Below are 20,383 nucleotides of genomic sequence, written 5' to 3'. Positions count from 1 at the left end.
CCATCGACCCCTACCGTTGTTGGTTATTTGTTGTTGGGCAGGGATTCTTTGGGTAGGGATTCTTTGATTGGGGAAAGTGAAAAGGAGAACGGGTAACAGTTATCAGGGAACGGGGAATATTGCCTGTTGCTTGTTCCCCGTTCCCCGTTCCCCGTTCCCTGTTCCCTGTTCCCTGTTCGTTATTGGTTATTTATTATTGGCTGTTTGCCCGAAATAAGTAATAACCAATAACCGGCAATAAATATTAAATCATTCGCTGGAATTCTGCCAGACTATTGACGGTTTTAATTGCGTCCTTCAGTTCCGTCAAGCGTTCCACATTTTTAATTTGAGAAACTGCGGGCATCAGTTCTAATGCGGTTTCCCCAAATTTTAATTCTAATCCCAGGGCGATCGCGGATAAAAGTCCTTCTTCTCGTCCTTGTTGAACTCCTTGATTCAAAATTTCTTGATACCAGGGAGATTTTTGTAATACTGCCATATCCCACCTCATTATTTGTTGCACAACGCTACTTTCTAAAACAAAGGTAGCAAAAAACGCCAAAAGAGTTTCCAGGTCGCTGAGTTTTTCGTCATTACGTAACAATCGCAAAGCTCGTTGTACGGTTGATTTTTCTCCACCTCCTTTTAAAACGGGAACAAAGGGCAAAAGTGCGGTCAGCGATCGCTCAAAAACTATTTCCGCATTCACTTCCCACAGGTTAATTACTCGATAGTCTTGACGCGCTTGTAAACCGGCAAATTCGGAAAAGTAACCCTGGGGAATATTGGCATAACTACTTTGAAGAATATTTACCAATACTGGATATACAGGTAGTTGATACTTTTCTTCTGCCAAGGCAACATAAGCTCTGATTCGCCGGGGCATTTTTCCTGTGTAATATAATTGTAACTCATTGAGTAGCAAGAATTCCCCATATTCGGGGCTATAAGCGCGGACTAATACGTCCCCTTCTCGGCTAATCCATTGGAAATCCGAGTTCACAATTTCTCGGACTTGTACATCAGCAAATGACGTGAGCCATTTCACCCATTTTTCTGGTTCTAGGCTAATTAATCTTTTACTCCCAATATCGGCTGTTTTAGTCATATTTTTATTTAGGGAATAATTTAGGTTTTTCCTAATAAAATAATAACATTTTTTTGAAAATTTTAATTTTTATAATTTAATTCATTATTCATTATTCATTGATATTGAAAAAAATGATAATAATATATTTTTATGTCAATCAAAACAACTGATGATTAACTGTAAACCAGGAAAAGTAAAAAACAAGCGATACCCTAAATCAGAAATATGATAAATTTCTAAGCTTCCAGAGAACCGATCGCTTTTTGTACATCAAATATGAAAACCCTAGATATTGATATATTGAACCCAGGCAAAAAAAAGGACAAGGCAATGACTTGTCCTGCTTGAATGAGAAAATAAAAATTTAACTTTCAACATTTAACTTATATTCAATTCTGACCTGTTCCACCTGATGATGTTCGCTTTCAATGAATGTATGACGGCTAATTTCTGATAAGCCAAATTTCTGAAACTGGGCTAATTCTGTTTCTGATAATGGCCAAGGCGGGCCATCGGGTTGGGCATCAAAGTCACGAATTCTAGTAATCACTAATAAAGTGCCACCAGGAGCGACTAAAGGCGTGATCGCATTAATAACTTTTTCGCGAATATTCAAGGGCAATGCTTGGATATTGCGACATTCAAATACGAAATCAAATTTCCCCTGCCAATCGGGATTTAAAGCCAATAAATCCGCTACCACATAGTTAACTGGGGAATTAGGAAATCGTTCCTTTGCCCAGGCGATCGCTGTGGGGGAAATATCAAAAGCCGTCACCTGAAACCCCAGGTCTGCCAAAGTTTCTGCATCATCTCCTAAGCCACAACCAATCACTAATGCCGACTTTCCTTGACCCTGAATAATTTGGTCATTCAGCCAATCTTGTAAATAAGGATGAGCGGTTAACTTAGCCCAAGGAACTTGACTGGCATCCTTATTTGCTTGGGAATATAACACATCAAACCAAGCGGAATGCTCGGATTTCTGTAACGCTTCAGTGGCGAGTAACTTAACTTTTTGTTGCAGGGTTTTTGGTTGTTCTTCAAACATATTTTTACTCAAAAAATATCTGTGTCTTCTGTGTCTGAAGTGGGGAAAATGAACCACCTCAGACACAAATAGCACAGAAGACTAACAGGAGGATAGCTGATTTAATGTAAGAAGTGACGCATTCCGGTAAAGACCATGACGATGCCCAATTCATCAGCAGCATCAATAGAGTCTTGGTCGCGGAGACTGCCACCGGGTTGGACGATCGCCTCAATTCCCGCAGCCACTGCGGTCCGTACCGAATCATCAAAGGGGAAAAAGGCATCACTAGAGAGCACCGCACCTTTGGCTTTTTCTCCCGCTTGTTCCAGGGCAATTTTCGCCGCCCCGACCCGGTTCATTTGACCGGCGCCCACTCCCAAGGTAGTGCGATCGCGAGTCACGACAATAGCATTAGATTTAACGTGCTTCACCACCTTCCAAGCAAACAGCAACTCTTGCAACTGATCCTCGGTAGGTTGCTTTTTCGTCACCACTTTCCATTCACTGGGATTTTCCACCGCATCATCGGTATTTTGCACCAGAAAACCACCCGCGATCGCCTTAATCACTTGCTTTGGACCACTGATTAAATCCGGCAAAGTCAGCACTCGTAACTTAGATTTCTTCTGGAGCAATTCTTCCGCTTCCGGCTCACAACTTGGGGCAACAATACATTCTAAAAATAGCTTTTTCATCTCCGTTGCCGTCGCTGCATCCAGAGGCCGGTTCACCGCCACAATGCCACCAAAAGCGGAAATCGGATCCGCAGCTAAAGCTTTTTCGTAAGCTTCAACCAAGGTATTACCAAACGCCACGCCGCAGGGATTAGTATGCTTCAAAATGGCCGCAGCCGGAGGATATTCCGGATCGATAAACTCACAAATAATCCGTCGGGCGGCTTCCAAATCCACCAAATTGTTATAACTAAGTTCTTTCCCTTGCAGTTGTTTTGCTGCTGCCCATCCCGTAGGCGTTAATCCGACTTGATACCATGCCGCCGTTTGATGGGGGTTTTCCCCATAACGCAATGCCTGTTTTTGTTGACCGGCCATGCCAAACCGAGGGGGCAGAGGGTTATCTTCCAAAGAAGCAACCAATGGTTGATTAACCAGGTAAGTTGCGATCGCCTGGTCATAAGTTGCCGTATGCCAGAACGCTTTTTGGGCACAGACTTGGCGGAAAGCTAGAGAGACTTCTCCCTGATTTTTCCGCATTTCCTGTAAATACCCCTCATATTGGTCTGGTTCGCAAAGTACCGTCAAATGAGCGTGATTTTTGGCCGCAGCCCGCAACAGGGTTGGCCCCCCAATATCAATATTTTCAATGGCATCGGCATAAGATACATCCGGTTTGGCGATCGTTTGCTCAAACGGATAAAGATTTACCACCACCAAATCAATCGGGCGAATATCGCTATTCTGTAAATCGGCGATATCTTCTGGCAAATCGCGTCTCGCCAAAATTCCCCCGTGAATCCGGGGATGCAACGTTTTCACCCGACCCCCCAAAATTTCTGGAGACCCGGTATAGTCTGCCACTTTGGTCACGGGTAAACCGGCATCTTTTAAGGCTTTTGCGGTTCCGCCACTGCTGATCAAGTCAAATTCAAAGTCTTGAACTAATTGACGGGCAAACTCGATTAAGCCAGTTTTATCTGATGTACTCAGCAGTGCTAGACGCGCCATGACTTATCCTCGTAAAAATCTATCGGCTAGTTTACGTTACTTAGAATAAAACGAACTCTGATATTGTCTCGGAAATGTAAGATTTGCTTTGGTTTTTATGCTTTGGTTTTTATCTTTACTGTTATTGGTTATTGGTTACTCGTTATGGGATTGCCATCCTTCAAATAACTAATAACCAATAACTAACAACCAACACCCAACAACTAATAACCAATAACCAATAACATTTTAACTAATCCCGCTCAATTCGATAACCAAAATCTGTCAAAAAATGCCGAGATTGTCGCCACTTTGGTTGGACTTTGACAAACATCTCCAGATAAACTTTGCCATTAATTAATTTTTGCATTTGTTCCCGGGCAGCGATGCCCACTTCTTTGAGCATAGCTCCTTTTCTGCCAATCAGAATTCCTTTTTGGGAATCTCGCTCTACATAAATGGTGGCTAAAACACGAGTAATTTCGGGAGATTCTTCCACTTGGTCAATTCCCACCGCCACCGAATGAGGAATCTCTTCACGAGTGAGATGCAAAATTTGCTCGCGAATTAATTCACCCATAATAAATCGTTCCGGCTGATCTGTCACCAAATCAGGGGGGTAATAATAGGGACCATTGGGCAGCTTTTCTTTAAGCAAGGATAATAAATCATCAAGACCATTACCAGTCACCGCCGAAAACTTCACCATTGCCCATTTATTCAACTTAGCCATTTCTTGATAAGTCCGATCTAACAGGGCAATTTTCTGAGGGTCTTCTGGTTGCTGGTCTTGTTTATTTAATCCGAGGATGACTGGAGTTTTGGTTTGACTGAGAAACTCCGCAATAAAGCGATCGCCTCCTCCACATTCCACGGAAGAATCCACCACAAACAGCACAATATCCACCGACTTAATGGCATTTTGGGCATTTTTTACCAAAACTTTCCCCAACTCATGATGCGGCTTATGAATTCCCGGCGTATCCACAAAAATTATTTGGAATTCTGGGGTGGTTAAAATCCCCCGCAAACGGTTGCGGGTCGTCTGGGCGATCGGAGAAGTAATCGCAATTTTTTGCCCCACAAGATAGTTCATAATCGTTGACTTGCCCACATTAGGTCTGCCAATGATCGCGATAAAACCAGACTTAAAATCAACGGGAGCCGTAGGGATTAGGTTCATCTCATCAGAATACATATCACATATCTTTCCATTTTATTTTTATTTTAAGATAATATACTTATTTATCAAAAAAAATTTCCCACGGACAATCGCCACCCTACAGTAATTCTTGATTTCTGCAAGACTATCGAGGCTATATCGTTTTTCACTGTTTTCTATGATATCAGAAATTTATGAGATTTTATTCAAAAAAAACTTCCGTATTTTTACGTAAGTTTTAGCCCTAAAAATGGTTAATTATTCCTAAATATTCGGTATAATTACTTATTTTTCATTATACGAAACCAGGTTACTTGATGCAATTTTAAGTACGCCTAGCGGAGAACAGCGGGGTTCTAAATCCTGTTCGGTATCTGGAGTCCCTCTCCCCTATCAGCTTGAACATCAAGTCCGCTAATTCCCTGCCGATCCACAAATCGATTAGCTCCCAAATCCGGTTAACGAATCCCGGATAACGGGCTGGATAAATTTGTGATTTGTGTTCCTGTCATCTATTTCTGAACCGCCCATTACTACGGCCCATCGCTACCGCCCATCACTAATATTTAATCACCAATACTCAATAAACAATAACTGATACGTAATAATTAACGAGCCATAGGTTGATTTTTCTGTCAATAATCCAGGAAAATCATCGGCAAAATCCGCTTAGGCAATCAACATCAATGGCAGCAAACCGAGAAATAATAGAATCGGTGTAGTAAAAACGGATTTGCTGCTAGACATAAGAGAAATTTCATGGCAGCCAGTATAAAGGGTGAGGATTGTATAGTTGGTGGCAAAGATTCCCAGAATGGCGATCGCCATCCCATTTTGGATTAACCCCCCCCATAACACCCATAAACCCAAGGGCAATAAACTGGCAGTGGAGATAAATAAATCCCCAGAAAAACTGCCATTCCCTTGAAAAATTATCCGCATTAAACCACTAGCCCCGGTTAAACTCAAAACCGGGAAGAAGCCGATAATGATTAAAGTCGATATCGGTAAATTGGTGAACGGGAAAATCTTCTGCCAAACCGTAGCCATGCCCAATACCATGCCCAATACAAAGCATAGATTAAAGATGAGAGCAAAGCCAATCCCCACGGCGATCGCTTGTCGATTTCCCAACTTAATAAACGCCGGAAATAACCCCTCAATGGGATTGAAAGCAAAAGCCCGCCAAGTTTTGAGGATTTGCAAAAGTAACCTGAATGGGGGTGGGGTTTTGTCAATGATGGTTAAAGTTTTTTGCAGATTTTCTAAGGCATTTAAGGTCTGCCGATAGTGAAAGCGATCGCCTTGGGTCAAAAATTCTTTAGCCGCTTGCTTCAAGTTTACTTTTGCCGCTTTCTTTTCGGCAATTTCCTGGTAAACTAAGCCCCGATGATAATAAGCTGCTGCATAATGAGGATTCATCGCGATCGCTTGGTTTAAATCTTCCAACGCTCCGGTAATATTCGCCAATTTAAACCGAGTTAATCCGCGATAATAATAAATTTCGGGTATTTGATCATTGCGGTGTAACGCTTCCGTATAATCAGCGAATGCCTCACGGTGATTGCTCAGTTGGGATTGGGCAAACCCGCGTTGATAATAAGCCTCGACTAATTCTGGATTTAATTTTAAGGCTTCCGTATAATCCGCGATCGCCTCTTGATAATTTAATTTCTGGCTTTTTTTTAAGCCTTGTTGATAAAAATTTACAGCTTGCTTATCTTTTAAATTAACTTCAACGTCTGGTTCAGAGACTTTGCTGGTAAACTCTACTTCGTTTAAGGATGCTTGGGCTAACTCTTGGTCATACTTTTCCCGCTCCAAGGGATTCCTCAAAATATCATAAATTCGGGTAATTTCCTTAAAAAAATCTCCGGTTTCGTCAGAGGGATTTACATCAGGATGATATTGGACAGCCAGCCGCCGATAAGCTTTTTTAATTTCTTCGAGAGTGGCAGTCTTGCTAACTCCCAAAATTTGATAATAATTTTGTTTTTTAAACATATCATATGAGGTTCCGTGATTTCGAGCAACAATGAAAAATAGAGATTAAGTGATCCGTTTTTAAGTAATTAAAAACAGGATTTTAACCCTAATTTTTTTAAAAAAACTTGCTTTTTTTGGGTAAAAAAACCGGTTTTTCAACTCTACTATTGTGGGCGAATATTGTGGGCGACTATTGCGGGCGAATATTGCGGGCGAATATTGTGGGCGACTATTGCGGGCGACTATTGCGGGCGATCGCTTCTAATCCCCAGTAACATATTGCTGACCCAGCAATAGATAAAAGACATCTGTATTCTCCATAGTGCCAGAAACTTGATCGCTATTAGGACCCCAACCATAAATCCCCACATTCGCTCCTGTGTGATCGTGACTAGACCAAGAAACCTGGGGAAATTGACCTTGACCATTATTTTTTAACACTTTTAACCCGCCAGTTTCGTGGTCAGCGGTGACAATAATCAGCGTATCCGGGTTATTTTCTGCCCATTTGAACACTTCCGCCACCGTCTCGGCGAACTGCAAAGTTTCCATCACATTTCGTTGCAGGTGATTCTCATGCCCCGCATGATCGATCCGTCCCCCTTCGATCATCAGAAATAAACCATCCGGGTCATTATCCAAAATATTCAAGGCGGTTTTGGCCATCTCTCGCAAATGGGGTAAATCACCAACTCCGTCAGACTCATAAGGCAAATGACCTTGGCCAAATTGTCCAGAAACCCGCGTCACCGTTTCCGTGTCTAAAGCCTGCATCTGTTGCCGGTTTATCACCACCGTATAACCCGCAGACTTGGCGGCTTTCGGGGACATCCCCGCACCCCCGCCGCCAAAGAGTACCTCTGGACGGGTGGTATTGAGATATTGTTGGGCGATTTCCGCTTGTTGACTGCGACCTTGTTGATGAGCAGCAAAAGCCGCTGGAGTGGCATGAGTCATTTCCGTAGTCGTGACTAACCCAGCGCTTTTCCCCGCTGCTTGGTATTTTTCTAGCACTGTTTTCAGGGGTTGACCATCCCCAGGAATGGCCATGCTAATCACCCCATTGTTCACTTTTACCCCAGTAGCGATCGCTGTACCGCCCGCTGCCGAATCGGTAATTGAGTTATTTGCCGAGTAAGTCGTCACTTCTCCTTGATGGGGAAATTGCTCAAACGAAAGCTTCCCTGGGGTGCCATGAGCGTACATTCCCGCTGCTTTCACTTGTTCTGGCCCCATGCCATCACCGATCAACAGAATCACGTTTTTTGGTGCCTGCTTGCCTTCATGGGTTGTCCATACTCTGCTCTGTGCTATGGTTGAGCCAGTGGAAGAGGCTGCAACACAAGATGCACAAGCTACGCAGAAGGACGTAAAAAGGGCAACCCGATAACGTCGATCTCTTTGTAAGGATTTCATCATTATTTATTATGATAGGTTATATATGTTCTAGCAAATTTTGGAGACTAAAATCATCTTCTATCATAAACTTTTGTAGAATAGCGTTTAATATTTTCTTAGGGTTGTTGGATTACGTCGTATGAAAGTGTTTGCTTTGCGGTTAAAACCGAATGAAGATTTAAAAAAAAGTTTAACCGATTTTGTGAACAAAACTCATCTGAAATCCGGTTTTATTTTGACAGCAGTGGGAAGTTTTCAGCAGGTGACAATTCGGTTTGCCGGTCATCCTTATGGTCAAGCTTTTAAAAGTCTATTTGAGATTATATCTTTGGTGGGAACTTTGTCACCCAATGGGCTGCATCTTCATCTAGCTGTTGCTGATGCCAGTGGGAAAATTATTGGCGGTCATCTGATGAATGGTTGCATTATTTACACCACTGCTGAAATTATCATTGGCAGCAGTGAAGACTTGAAATTTATCAGAAGTTTCGATCAAGAAACAGGCTACAATGAATTAGAAGTAATTGATAGAAATGGCTTGTAATCTCAATTTTTATACTGTTGACACCGTTTCTCATTAAAACTGCCTAGGGGCGCAAGCATTGCGCCCCTAATAAATATAGCGGGTTTTATTGGATGAAATACTTTTTCTGGATTCCCGCCTGCGCGGGAATGATAGTTTTTTTTACTTCATAACTCTGAAAATTGCTATAATTGTATTAACTTTAATTGGAATAAATATAATTTTACCAATAATTTTAAAAATTGGTATAACGTAAAAAGGAGTTCAATATTTCAAGATTTAATTATTTTATGACTTCAGAAACAATCCCAAATAACTATTTACAAATCCATTTCCACAGGGGATGAGATTCCCCTTGTTGCCGAATGCGTAAAACCTGTTTTTCCAGACGATTTCTTTCAGCGGGAGGCATACCAAACAGGATATTGCGACTTTGCCAAACTAATACCGATGTGGTCATGCCAATGCACAAAAATAATCCCATCGTCGGTAAAGGAGAATAGTACAAACTGAGGGTATAGCGTAAACTTGCCCAGGTAAATTTTGCCAACATTAGCCCAATATCCGATCGCAAAGCCCATAAACTAGGCAGCCCCACAAACAACCAAATCACGCTCACTAAAGCCCAACGTCCATAAACTGTCAGACGATGCAACTTTTCTACCTGGGTGGCAAAGGTTGAGTCTTGGGCGGCTTGTAGATTGGTTGTTTCTAATTCATTTGGATCGGCGGGTGGCATGAGCTTTTTTTGAGAACAAAAGAAGTAGGGGCGGTGGGTTACGGCCTGAGAATACGATTCACTCGCAGTAGCGCGGCGCGATCCGCTTGCGGAGGGTGAGGGAATCGCCACCTTGAGCATCTCTAGGCACCTGGGTTCTGGATTCCCCTTTCTCTCGCTAGGAAGAAAGGGGAGTCAATTCCTCCGAAAATATCGAGTTTTTTTAGACTTAAAAATCAGACTCATTGGAGTCAAGGGACGAGTCGGAGGTTGATAAGCCTTCGGCAGATGCGGTCATGGGTTGATGCGAACGCGCATCCGCGCCGCTTCGCGAACGCGCATCCGCGCCGCTTCGCGAACGCGTCTCGCGCCACCAAGCCAGCATGGTACTGGCAACAAAAATACTAGAATAAGCACCAGCAATAAACCCAATAATCAGTGCCAGGGCAAAATATTTCAGGGTTTCACCCCCAAACCAGAAAATCGCCAACAATGGCAAAGTTGTGGTTAAGCTAGTGTTAATCGATCGCGTCAAAGTTTGATTCACCGCATCGTTGACACTTTTATTGATATCTTGCTGCGGTTTTTCTTTTAAAATTTCCCGGATGCGATCGTAAATCACCACCGTATCATTCACCGAAAAACCGATAATCGTCAACAGCGCCACAATAAATAGACTATCGACTTCGACACCAGCGACTAAGCCCAAAAGCGAGAACCCCCCGACCGTGACCAAAACATCATGGATCAGAGCAACGATCGCAAAAAAGGCATAATCGAACTGAAAGCGAATACTTAGATAGACAATAATCCCAAACAAGGACAATAGGAGGGCCAAAATTCCAGAGGCAAACAGTTGTTTTCCAATGGTCGGGCCAACGGTATCAATCTGAGTTTTCTGGGGATCAAATTTTCCCAAAGCTTGGCTTAAGGCCGCTTCTAACTCGGTGCGTTGATCCACATTCAAATCAGATGTTCTAATCGATATGGCGCGTTTTTGTTCGCCGAGAATTTGAATGCTGCTATTGGCTAATCCTTGAGCATCCATGACTTGTCGCACTGTGCCGAGTTCAATGGGGCGATCGCAAGAACCCGGTTGACGACAGTCGAGTTCTAGCTGCAACCGCGTCCCACCGACAAAATCCAAACTAGGGCGCAAAGGGGCCCCAATTTGTTGCCACGAAATCAGCATTGAAAGCAAACCAATAATGATGGCGGTTCCGGAAATGAACCACCACAAGGTTCGCCGTTTAATCACATTTAATTTCATCACTGCATCTCGGCTTCATATTTTGTTACAGAGGACAAGTTCGGGCAGAACAATTCTGGTTTGCGTAATTCATTAAAGGTAATGGCCGTAAACATCAGGGTACGACTGCAAGTAATGGCCGTAAACATACTCACCGCCACCCCGATCGCGAGAGTCAACGCAAAACCTTTCACCAAACCTGCCCCTAACCAAAATAGTGCCCCGCAGGCAATCAGGGTGGTCACATTGCTATCCAAAATACTAGAAAAAGCGCGGTAGAATCCAGACTCTACCGAACGATACAAGCTTTTACCGGCTCGCAATTCTTCTCTAGTCCGCTCAAAAATCAGCACATTCGCATCCACCGCCATGCCAATACTGAGGATAAATCCCGCAATTCCCGGTAAGGTCAGGGTGACTTCGAGTAAAGCAAAACTGGCCAAAGTCAGCAGGGCATAAATCATCAAAGCGATATCGGCAATTAACCCAGGCAGGCGATAATAAACCACCATAAAAACCAAGACCAACAACAAGCCAACCACACCAGCATAAATACTGCTTTGGATACTATCTCGACCCAGGGTTGCGCCCACGGTCCGGTTTTCGACAATTTCCACCGGCACGGGTAAAGCCCCACCGCGCAACTGCACCGCTAGGTCATTGGCCGTTTCCACGGTAAAATTACCGCTAATTTCCGCTGCCCCCCCGGAAATCCCGGTTTCTGCGTATTGGGCATCAACCACGGGGGCACTCAGGAGGCGATCGTCTAGGAAAATGCCCAGGCGCCTACCTGTTCCCGCGATATTTTTGGTCAGTTCCGCAAACAGCTTGCCACCTTCCGCATCAAACCGAATGCCAACACCCCAACTACCCGACTGATTCGTTGGTTGTGGATCGGCATTTTTCAGGTTTTTCCCGGTTAGACCTGTGCGTTGAAACAGTTGATCGATTAACTCATCAACCTGTGCTTGCTTTTCTTTAACTTTTGCTTCTAAGAGTTGCTTTTCCTCCTCCGAAGCACTCTGACTCGCTACAACCTGGTCTAGCAATAATTGCTGTAACTCTTGCTGTCTGACCTCAAGTTGAGCGTTGACTTCAGGATTGCGAGTTTCCTCACGAAAGTCTAGCTGGGCAGTACCACCGAGTACCCGTTCCGCTTGGGCGGGATCGCTGACTCCAGGCAACTGCACCAAGATTTGATCCGTGCCGATAGTTTGCACGAGGGGTTCGGAAACACCCAAAGCATCTACCCGGTTTCTCACGACACTGAGAACCGCTTCGGTTTCTCTGACGGTAATTTCGGGGATATCTTCGGAAGGTCGCAACTGGATAGTTAGCTGGGCACCCCCTTGGAGATCCAATCCCAACCGGATGGGATCTTGTACCAGCACCGTCACAGCAGCGATGACCAGAACCAAAATTAACAGTAATAAAGAACGCTGCTTTTGCATAGTTTTACCTGCATTGTTTTACCTGGATTAAACCTGCAAACCAACCATTTTTCTAACAGCTTCAACAATTTGCGGGGGTTGCACGATGGTCAGTCTTTCCAGAGTGCCATTATAAGGAGTCGGGACGTCCACAGAGGACAACCGCACCACTGGGGCATCTAACTCATCAAAAAAGTGATCGTTAATGGATGCAATTAATTCGGCGGCAATGCCTCCAGTTTTCATGCACTCTTCCACAATAATCACCCGATGGGTTTTGCGGATCGAGTTGCCAATGGTTTCCATGTCCAAAGGCTTCAAAGAAATTAGATCGATAACTTCTGGTTGTATTCCTTCTTTAATCAGCGTTGGCACCGCTTGCATGACATGATGACGCATCCGAGAGTAGGTCAAAATTGTCACATCAGCCCCTTTATGAACCATTTCTGCTTTATCCAGAGGTAGCAGATATTCTTCCGTTGGCAGCTTTTCTTTTAGGTTGTAAAGCAGCACGTGCTCAAAGAATAGGACGGGGTTATCATCACGGATGGCACTTTTCAGTAACCCTTTGCCATTGTAAGGGGTCGAACAAGCCACAATTTTTAGACCGGGCACCGCTTGGAAATACGCCTCAAGACGCTGGGAATGTTCTGCCCCCAACTGTCTGCCGACTCCACCTGGGCCACGAATCACCATCGGAATTTTATAGTTTCCACCGGAAGTGTAGCGTAACATCCCCGCGTTGTTGGCAATTTGGTTAAATGCCAGCAGTAAAAAGCCCATGTTCATGCCTTCTACTATGGGACGCAACCCTGTGAGGGCGGATCCTACTGCCATCCCTGTAAAACTATTTTCCGCGATCGGCGTGTCCAGCACTCGCAGATCGCCATATTTTTTGTAGAGGTCTTTCGTCACTTTGTAGGAGCCACCGTAGTGACCCACATCTTCACCGAGAACATACACTGAGGGGTCACGAGCCATTTCTTCATCAATAGCTTCCCGAAGTGCGTTAAAAAAGAGCGTTTCTGCCATTGTCAAAGCTTATATGGGTCAAACAACAATATTACCCTGAGATAATTCAGATTTGGGAAGGAAGTAGAAATTATTTTTGTTTTATTTGTTATTTGTTATTTGTTGTTTGTTATTTGTTGGGTAGGGATTCTTTGGTTGTTGGTTGTTGGGTAGGGATTCTTTGGTTGTTGATTGTTGGTTGTTGGTTGTTTGTTGTTCTCCTCTGCTCCTCTGCTCCCCCGCTCCCCGGTCGGTGAGCGAAGCCTGTCCTGATCGCAGCCGAAGGGCCGAACCGCCGCTCCCTACACCCCACACCCTACACTCCAAATAACTAGGGGATTGACTTGACGCCAATCCCCTTGTAAAGCGATTATGTGAAAATTCTGATTAGTCAAATTTCACTTATGTGAAAGGAACTTCAACTATTTTTAATAAGATACTAAATAGCTGTTATCTTTTAGCTGTTAGATTACAGCTTAGTTGAAGTAGCTGGCCTCGGCTTCCAGTAGACGAATTAATTGTTGATCGCCTTTGCTCCGGGCAATTTCTAGCCGGTGCTGTAAGTTTTTTTGGATGTTCTCACGATGCACGGCGGCGGTTTGTTTGACAATTTTGTGACGTTCTTTGTTCATGGTGGACTTTTTTTTTACTAAATTTCAAGTATGGCTTACATTTCTCTAACATAGCATGATTCTGCGGAAAGTGTAGCAAAATTTACTAAAATTTAAATAAATCTGAAAATGGGCAATGCCAAATCTCTTTTGAGCAACCAATTGCTAATATGCAATATTTATCTTTAATCACCCTTTTAACGGATTTTGGTCAGAGTGATGTTTATGTTGGGGTGATGAAGGGGGCGATCGCCAACATTAATCCCCACATTCAGGTGATTGACCTAACTCACGATATCCCTCCGCAAGATGTGGCAGCGGGTCGGTTTTGTCTGATGAGTGCTTATCCTTATTTTCCCAAAGGGACTGTCCATGTGGCGGTGGTGGATCCAGGGGTGGGCAGTCGGCGACGAGCGATCGCCCTTCAATTAGATCGCGGCTTTCTGGTTGGGCCAGATAACGGGTTATTCAGTGGGCTGAGTATTTCGACGGTTTTAGCGGCGGTGGAATTGACTAACCCAGAATATTGGCGCACCCCTGAACCGAGTGCAACGTTTCACGGTCGAGATATTTTTGCCCCAGTGGGCGCTCATTTAGCCTCTGGGGTGCCGATCGCCCACCTGGGAAAAACTATCGATCCAGCCACTCTCGTGCAATTAGCGATCGCCCCTTATACTCACACCCCCGAAGAAATTATCGGCTGTATTCAATATTGCGATCGCTTTGGCAACCTAGTCACAAATATTCCCGGTGAGTTAATCCCAGGAAAAAATTGGACTGTTTCTATCAATGATGTCACCATGAAATCCGGTAATACCTATAGTGATGTTCCCCCTGGAAGTGCGATCGCCTTAGTGGGCAGTCATGGCTGGGTGGAAATTGCCGTAAATGGTGGCAGTGCGGCCATCAAACTTAACTTAAAAGTCGGCGCAACCGTGAAAATAATTTATAGTTATTTAAATTAAGATTAATACAATAGACAAGAATGCTTTCCCAAGCTAAAAAGCCGATGGCGGATCCACCGCCATCGGTTGGTGGGATCGATCCTTATGAAAGCCAGAATTGTCTAATAATCAAATAATCAAAAACAAATAACTAATCCTGGTAATTTTCAAACCAAGTCACATAAGTATCAATTAACTCATAATTAGCGGTGATAGGTTCAGCCTCTTCTAGCTGGCATAAAGGCAGAGTAAAAACTTTTTTATCGCTTAATCGTTCCACTTCTGCCATAATTCCTTGAGATTCAGAAACTTCTTTAACTAGATCGATGAGTTGAAAACGATCCATATAGGAAGCATTAATTTTGCGCTGTTTTTCATGTTGTTTGGGGGTTCCAGGGCCAAAAATATAATATTCTTCCCACTCAAATTCTTGATTTCCGGTCAGAATACAAGGGGTTTGAATTGATTTATTTAAATAAGCTAAATATTTTTGTAGATTTAACCAATTTACTTTAATTTTTTGAGAAGATAAAATAGAAATTATCTTCGGTTCTAATTCGGCAAAATCTACATCTTCATATTCATAGTCGTCGTAGTCTTCTCCATCCCAAGTTTCGTCTTCCTCTATAACCATTCTAAAATCTTCAAGTTTCTGGAGAAAATTCTGTAGTTGATGTTCGATCATCTCAGGCGAAATTCTCTCGGAAATTCGACTGCCAAAGAGTCCCTCATCAAGTTTAATTAAACAAGGAAGGTCTGGTTGAGAGAGACTTTTTTTATCCGGTTGATTAGATTTGGACATCGATCATTCCTCGGTGCTGACTGTGATAAGACATAAGTGGGATCTGCTTTTCAGGATCCTCGTAGTTCTAGAGATGAGATAAAACGATGACGAACCATAACAAGTTCCTGGCTGAACCTGAAATTTACCAAGGACAGTTTGGTGAATTTACGATTACACCAGGCGATCGCCTGGGGGTGAAAATCTACCGCAGTGGCTTGATGGTGGCAGCAGTTTGTTTTGCCATTAGTACCACATTGGTGGTATGGCCTTACACCACAGAGGGCTTTACGAATCTACTGACCCCTCTTTATGCTTGCTTTTGCCTAGGTTTAGGGGTGAGTTTGGTGATGATCCATATCTACCTTGCCATCCTACACCGTCTGTTGCAAGTATTTTGGTTGATCGGTGCCGGGACAGCGGTGTGGATCTGTTTAACCAGTAGTGACCCCTTGGCGATCGCAGTTTACAACGATCCGATCGCATTATTCGGCATTGGACCGACCTTTGCCGCGTTGACCGGGATCTATTTTAAAGAAGCCTTTTGTTTTAATCGCCTAGAAACCAAAATACTAACCCCTTTAGTCCCAGTGTTAATCTTAGGACATTTGCTTGGTTGGCTATCACCCTACTCAGAAAAACTCATGGTGGTAATTTGGGCGATCCTCTTTCTGGTTTTTGCCATCCGCAAATTGTTTCAAAACATTCCTGATGATATTGGGGATAAAAGTGTGTTTGCTTATTTGAAAAATAAGCCTTCGGTGCAAGCTTAAGGGTTGCCAGAGTCCCATCAAAAATCGAAATCGTTTCCACATCACCCGGACGGGACGGACTCATAACCTGTACATCCACTAGGGGCAACGGATGAATTGCCCCTAGATTTATGGTTAAATTTGACTCGGAAGAGAAACCCGGTTTCTGAGGCCATGAAGATCACCAAAGAAACCGGGTTTTTGCCCTTGCGATCGCGCTAATGAGAGGCTATTTTATTTTCGGATAACTGGAGAAACCGGGTTTCTGGTGAGTATCCCACCGTTAACCTTGATATTAGACAATTCTGGCAAAATTATAAAAAGCTGATGGCGGTGGATCCTCATATATCCGCAACGCGTTGCGCGAAGGGTTGGGGAGATCGACTTCGGCATGAAAGCCAGAATTGTCTAATAAACAAATATAAAATAAAAATTGTTATTGACTAAATCGAGAATTTCATGTCACTTTTGCCGCAAAAAATATCCTTGCTATGTCCCACCAGGCAAAGACCCAGCCAAGCCCTACGCTTAATTTTAACGGTATTAGAAACAGCCCAAATTCCCCAAAGAGTCGAAGTTTTGTTTTACCTAGATGCGGATGACCCCACCAGAGAAGACTATGTAAAACAATTTCAGAATCAAGCTTTGGCTTTAAAAACATTAAGCCGTTGTTTATTTGTAGTTGGCGATCCGATTGGGATTTCTAAGGGTTGGAATGAATTAGCCCAACAGTCTCAAGGAGATTTATTAATTATGGCGGCGGACGATCAAATTTATAATACCCCTGGCTGGGATACTCGCTTGGACCAAGAAGTACAAAAATATCGCGATCGCATTTTTTGTATGTGGTTTAACGAGGGACATTGGGGGGTCAAACTTTGTACATTTCCCATTGTCAGCCGTCAATGGTATTCAACCCTCGGCTACTTTACCACGGGAATGTTTGAATGTTTATATGATGACTTATGGATTACAGATTTAGCCAAACGAGTCAATCGCCTGCATTACATCCCCGATATTTTAACGGAACATTTCCACTGGAGTTATGGCAAATCCGCAATAGATCCCACCTATCAACGCAAACAAGTAGACCCCCAAGGACAATTAAAACCGGCGGTTAAACGGGACATGGACTTATTTTTAAGAACCGGACATTATCGGGAAGCGGATGCCCGAAAATTAGCCGCCGTCATGGAAGGGAAAGTGGAACTTAATGATGGTTTAGCGTTAATACAAAAACCCAGTATTTTGCCGGGGATTTAGTCACTGGATCAACCGGAATAAACCAACACAAAAAGAAACGACACCTGAAAAATCAGATGTCGTTTCTGTTAATTCTGTTGATTTATTGTAGGGGCGTAATGTTTACGCCCTAGCCTTATCTTAAAGGATTCATCCATTAGAATTACTGGGCAGATTTCTTGGCGTTACGCTTCTTCTGGAAGTAACCACCAAATCCCAGGGCTAAACCAGAACCCAACAAGGTCAGAGGTTCAGGAACTTCTTTTTGGTACACACTCAGGTGAGACAGTCCGGGTTGCTGTCCGCCTTTGTTCAGCAGACCCAGGGTAGACCAATTAATTGTGGAAATGTCATCGGTTTCAAACAGGAGATAACCATCGGCAGCCTTGACAGAGAAAGCACCTGCACCACTCAACCCAGTTAACCATGTACCAGTTAGGCTACCCTCACCACCTGAAGAGAAGGTGCCAAGCCCTTCATCGGATTTGCCCGCGAGAGTCCAAGCGGGACCAAGGATAGAATCCAGGTTCGTGATACCTGTACCTTGAGCACCTGTATCGTTGCCGTCGTAAGTACCAATCAAAGTAGCAGCAGAAGCACCGAGAGCGGACATGGACAGGATACCAGCGGTTAATACAGAGGTGCCGATCGCCGTTGCAAATAAGTTTTTCATAGTTCTTGCTCTCCAATTTAACTTGTTTTTCTTTGCGTTTCTGAGGAAACGTTTCTACTAATCCGTTCCCCGGTGAAATAAGTCCTGGTTTTTATACTTAGAAGCTCAATATCTATCTCAGGCTTCTACAGAATTTGAAGAGAGAATGGAACTATGATGTGTAGTCAATTGCATTCGGCTCATCAAGGAATAGATTCTCTCTTCCTATCGCTCCTCTATAATACCGTAGTTTTGCGGATATAGTATAAAGTTTTGATGAAGAATTCCTAGAATTTACTTAAAGATTCTGTAAAGCTACTCCCTAACCAGGGGGAGCGGGGATGCGGAGGAAGAGAGGGTGTAGGGTGTAGGGTGTAGGGTGTAGGGGCAAGAGAGGGTGTAGGGTTTAGGGTGTAGGGTTTAGGGTGTAGGGAATAGTGAGTAGTGAATAGTGAATAGTGAATAGTGGTATTTCATTTGTACGGGCGTCCTTGCGAAGCATAATCCGTCAGGCCTTATGGCCATTCGCCCGTACGACTTTTACTTGTACGGGCGAATGGCCATTCGCCCGTACGACTTTCCCCAACCAACAACAACCAACCAACAATCAACAACCAACAATCAACAATCAACAACCAACCAACAACAACCAACCAACCAACAATCAACAATCAACAATCAACAACCAACAACAAACAACAAACAACAACCAACCAACAATCAACAACCAACAATCAACAATCAACAATCAACAACCAAATAAAAAGCCACACCTGAATCATCAGATGTGGCTTTATGAATTTGTTTAAGAACGTAGTGTTATCTTAAAGGATTCATCCATGAGAATTACTTAGCAGATTTCTTGGCGTTACGCTTTTTCTGGAACATTCCACCGAATCCGAGGGCTAAACCAGAACCCAACAAAGTCAGAGGTTCGGGAACTTCTTGCTGAGGACCACCACCAGGACCACCAGTGTAAACACTCACGTGAGACATCCCAGGGGTGTTTCCATTACCGACGATCAGACCTAATGTAGACCAATTAATTGTAGAAATGTCATTGGTTTGGAACAAGAGATAGCCACCTTGATCTCCACCACCAGCTTTGACAGCGAAAGCACCGGCACCTGTCAATCCAGTATTCCATGTACCAGTTTGGTTGCCAGAACCGAGCTCAGTTCGATCTGCTTGTGTCCAGGTTCCACCCAGGATTGTTTCAAGATTGCTGACACCTGTATGTTGGTCATTACCATCAAATGCACCCAAACACAAGGGGGTTCCACCCACAGATGGACAAGCAGAGGGATTTGTTGTGCTTTCTTCTTGAGCGGGTTTGCCACCACCGGCGTTTTCAGTGCTACCGCCGCCGCCGTTACCGCCGCCGTTACCGCCACCGGCGTTTTCAGTGCTACCGCCGCCGCCGCCGTTACCGCCACCGGCGTTTGCCGAGCTACCGCCGCCGTTACCGCCACCGGCGTTTGCCGAGCTACCGCCGCCGCCGCCGTTACCGCCACCGGCGTTTGCCGAGCTACCGCCGCCGTTACCGCCACCGGCGTTTGCCGAGCTACCGCCGCCGTTACCGCCACGTTGAGCAAAGGCTGGTGTAGCGACTGCGCTAAGAACGATACCAGTGGAAACGAGAGTAGCGGTGAGTAAAGTGCTAAATTTCATAGTTTTAGATGTCTCCTTTGTGAGTGAGTTTCGTTTTATTGTTGAGTTCCCTGACGGATAAATCCAGATGGTAAGAATTCTGGTTTTTTCTAGTAATTTGTTAAGAAGTTGAGAGTTAACTCAGACTTCTTAGAAGAGAGGTGAAATAATTATCTTCGTCAGTTGCTTTCGGCTCACTCAGGAACCTGTCCTCTCTTCATGTTTTTAATATAACCTGTTTTTTTGGGATTGTCTGTAAAGTTACCATAAAGATTTTTGGTGGGTTTTTTGGTGTTTTTTAAAGAACGGCTAAAATTTTTTTGATAGTGAATAAAAAATGTTGACAATCTGCAAAACTTTTGATATAAATAGAAGTTTTTGATAATTTTTTCCGTATTTATACCCACATTCCGCACATCTTCATATATCGTTACATATCTTAACTCTATTCAGGATGTTTTTACGAAAAACTGCCATTACAGGAATACTTAATAATAAAACTTCT

19 protein-coding genes are annotated in these 20,383 nt (G+C 43.8%); 5 read left to right on the top strand and 14 right to left on the bottom strand.

Translation table 11 applies throughout. From position 1 onward, the window contains the following. Positions 1–244: 244 nt before the first annotated feature. From AM228_RS20565 to AM228_RS20540, 6 genes are all read right to left on the bottom strand, one after another. Positions 245–1,090: a transposase gene (locus tag AM228_RS20565; protein WP_054468748.1), complete on the bottom strand. Its 846-nt coding sequence runs from the start codon at positions 1,088–1,090 to the stop codon at positions 245–247. Between the two features lie 346 nt (positions 1,091–1,436). Continuing rightward, positions 1,437–2,123, bottom strand: coding sequence for a bifunctional 2-polyprenyl-6-hydroxyphenol methylase/3-demethylubiquinol 3-O-methyltransferase UbiG (locus tag AM228_RS20560; RefSeq protein WP_054468746.1), 687 nt, complete (start codon positions 2,121–2,123; stop codon positions 1,437–1,439). A 101-nt stretch (positions 2,124–2,224) separates the two neighbouring features. Then, entirely contained in the window at positions 2,225–3,790 is a 1,566-nt protein-coding gene (purH, locus tag AM228_RS20555) for a bifunctional phosphoribosylaminoimidazolecarboxamide formyltransferase/IMP cyclohydrolase (RefSeq protein WP_054468744.1), read from the bottom strand. A 232-nt stretch (positions 3,791–4,022) separates the two neighbouring features. Next, positions 4,023–4,967, bottom strand: coding sequence for a GTPase Era (gene era, locus AM228_RS20550; RefSeq protein WP_054468742.1), 945 nt, complete (start codon positions 4,965–4,967; stop codon positions 4,023–4,025). Between the two features lie 633 nt (positions 4,968–5,600). Further along, positions 5,601–6,935, bottom strand: coding sequence for a J domain-containing protein (locus AM228_RS20545; protein ID WP_054468740.1), 1,335 nt, complete (start codon positions 6,933–6,935; stop codon positions 5,601–5,603). Between the two features lie 243 nt (positions 6,936–7,178). After that, positions 7,179–8,336 (bottom strand): alkaline phosphatase, encoded by a 1,158-nt coding sequence (locus tag AM228_RS20540; protein WP_231636885.1) that lies wholly within the window; start codon positions 8,334–8,336, stop codon positions 7,179–7,181. 118 nt (positions 8,337–8,454) lie between these two features. Between AM228_RS20540 and AM228_RS20535 the strand changes: the two genes are divergently transcribed. Beyond that, complete coding sequence (locus AM228_RS20535; RefSeq protein WP_054468738.1) at positions 8,455–8,859, top strand: PPC domain-containing DNA-binding protein; 405 nt, start codon at positions 8,455–8,457, stop codon at positions 8,857–8,859. Positions 8,860–9,154: 295 nt separating this feature from the next. Here AM228_RS20535 and AM228_RS20530 read toward each other — a convergent pair whose 3' ends face one another. The 5 genes from AM228_RS20530 to AM228_RS34395 all read right to left on the bottom strand — a co-directional run bounded on the left by AM228_RS20530 (position 9,155) and on the right by AM228_RS34395 (position 13,878). Continuing rightward, a complete protein-coding gene (locus tag AM228_RS20530; RefSeq protein ID WP_054468755.1) occupies positions 9,155–9,577 on the bottom strand; it encodes a hypothetical protein in 423 nt (140 codons plus the stop codon). A 208-nt stretch (positions 9,578–9,785) separates the two neighbouring features. Next, positions 9,786–10,826, bottom strand: coding sequence for a protein translocase subunit SecF (gene secF, locus AM228_RS20525; protein ID WP_072160870.1), 1,041 nt, complete (start codon positions 10,824–10,826; stop codon positions 9,786–9,788). Then, positions 10,826–12,256 carry a protein translocase subunit SecD gene (secD, locus tag AM228_RS20520; RefSeq protein ID WP_054468736.1) on the bottom strand — a complete coding sequence of 477 codons (1,431 nt, stop codon included), beginning with the start codon at positions 12,254–12,256 and terminating at the stop codon, positions 10,826–10,828. The genes secF and secD overlap by 1 nt, the downstream gene beginning before the upstream one ends. 27 nt (positions 12,257–12,283) lie before the next feature. Continuing rightward, complete coding sequence (locus AM228_RS20515) at positions 12,284–13,267, bottom strand: alpha-ketoacid dehydrogenase subunit beta (RefSeq protein WP_054468734.1); 984 nt, start codon at positions 13,265–13,267, stop codon at positions 12,284–12,286. A gap of 455 nt (positions 13,268–13,722) precedes the next feature. After that, complete coding sequence (locus tag AM228_RS34395) at positions 13,723–13,878, bottom strand: hypothetical protein (RefSeq protein ID WP_190879277.1); 156 nt, start codon at positions 13,876–13,878, stop codon at positions 13,723–13,725. A 149-nt stretch (positions 13,879–14,027) separates the two neighbouring features. Between AM228_RS34395 and AM228_RS20510 the strand changes: the two genes are divergently transcribed. Next, positions 14,028–14,822 carry an S-adenosyl-l-methionine hydroxide adenosyltransferase family protein gene (locus AM228_RS20510; protein WP_054468732.1) on the top strand — a complete coding sequence of 265 codons (795 nt, stop codon included), beginning with the start codon at positions 14,028–14,030 and terminating at the stop codon, positions 14,820–14,822. Between the two features lie 130 nt (positions 14,823–14,952). Here the strand turns inward: AM228_RS20510 and AM228_RS20505 are convergent, their stop codons facing one another. Beyond that, positions 14,953–15,603, bottom strand: coding sequence for a hypothetical protein (locus AM228_RS20505; RefSeq protein ID WP_054468730.1), 651 nt, complete (start codon positions 15,601–15,603; stop codon positions 14,953–14,955). Between the two features lie 86 nt (positions 15,604–15,689). Between AM228_RS20505 and AM228_RS20500 the strand changes: the two genes are divergently transcribed. Together AM228_RS20500 and AM228_RS20495 are read left to right on the top strand one after the other, a co-directional pair. Beyond that, complete coding sequence (locus AM228_RS20500) at positions 15,690–16,355, top strand: DUF2301 domain-containing membrane protein (protein WP_054468728.1); 666 nt, start codon at positions 15,690–15,692, stop codon at positions 16,353–16,355. A 438-nt stretch (positions 16,356–16,793) separates the two neighbouring features. Further along, positions 16,794–17,597: a glycosyltransferase family 2 protein gene (locus tag AM228_RS20495; RefSeq protein ID WP_054468726.1), complete on the top strand. Its 804-nt coding sequence runs from the start codon at positions 16,794–16,796 to the stop codon at positions 17,595–17,597. Between the two features lie 142 nt (positions 17,598–17,739). On the opposite strand, the gene AM228_RS20490 is transcribed toward AM228_RS20495, so the two are convergent. Then, complete coding sequence (locus tag AM228_RS20490) at positions 17,740–18,249, bottom strand: PEP-CTERM sorting domain-containing protein (protein WP_054468724.1); 510 nt, start codon at positions 18,247–18,249, stop codon at positions 17,740–17,742. Between the two features lie 437 nt (positions 18,250–18,686). Here AM228_RS20490 and AM228_RS36910 point away from each other — a divergent pair, with 437 nt between their 5' ends. Beyond that, the gene (locus AM228_RS36910) at positions 18,687–19,037 is read left to right on the top strand and encodes a hypothetical protein (RefSeq protein ID WP_156331941.1); all 351 of its coding nucleotides are present in this window, start codon (positions 18,687–18,689) and stop codon (positions 19,035–19,037) included. Between the two features lie 37 nt (positions 19,038–19,074). Here AM228_RS36910 and AM228_RS33175 read toward each other — a convergent pair whose 3' ends face one another. Further along, complete coding sequence (locus AM228_RS33175) at positions 19,075–19,899, bottom strand: PEP-CTERM sorting domain-containing protein (RefSeq protein ID WP_156331940.1); 825 nt, start codon at positions 19,897–19,899, stop codon at positions 19,075–19,077. Between the last annotated feature and the right edge of the window lie 484 nt (positions 19,900–20,383).

The organism is Planktothricoides sp. SR001, from assembly GCF_001276715.1.
GTDB classification, from domain to species: Bacteria; Cyanobacteriota; Cyanobacteriia; order Cyanobacteriales; family Laspinemataceae; genus Planktothricoides; species Planktothricoides raciborskii.
This window is presented reverse-complemented; position numbering and strand designations above follow the sequence as displayed.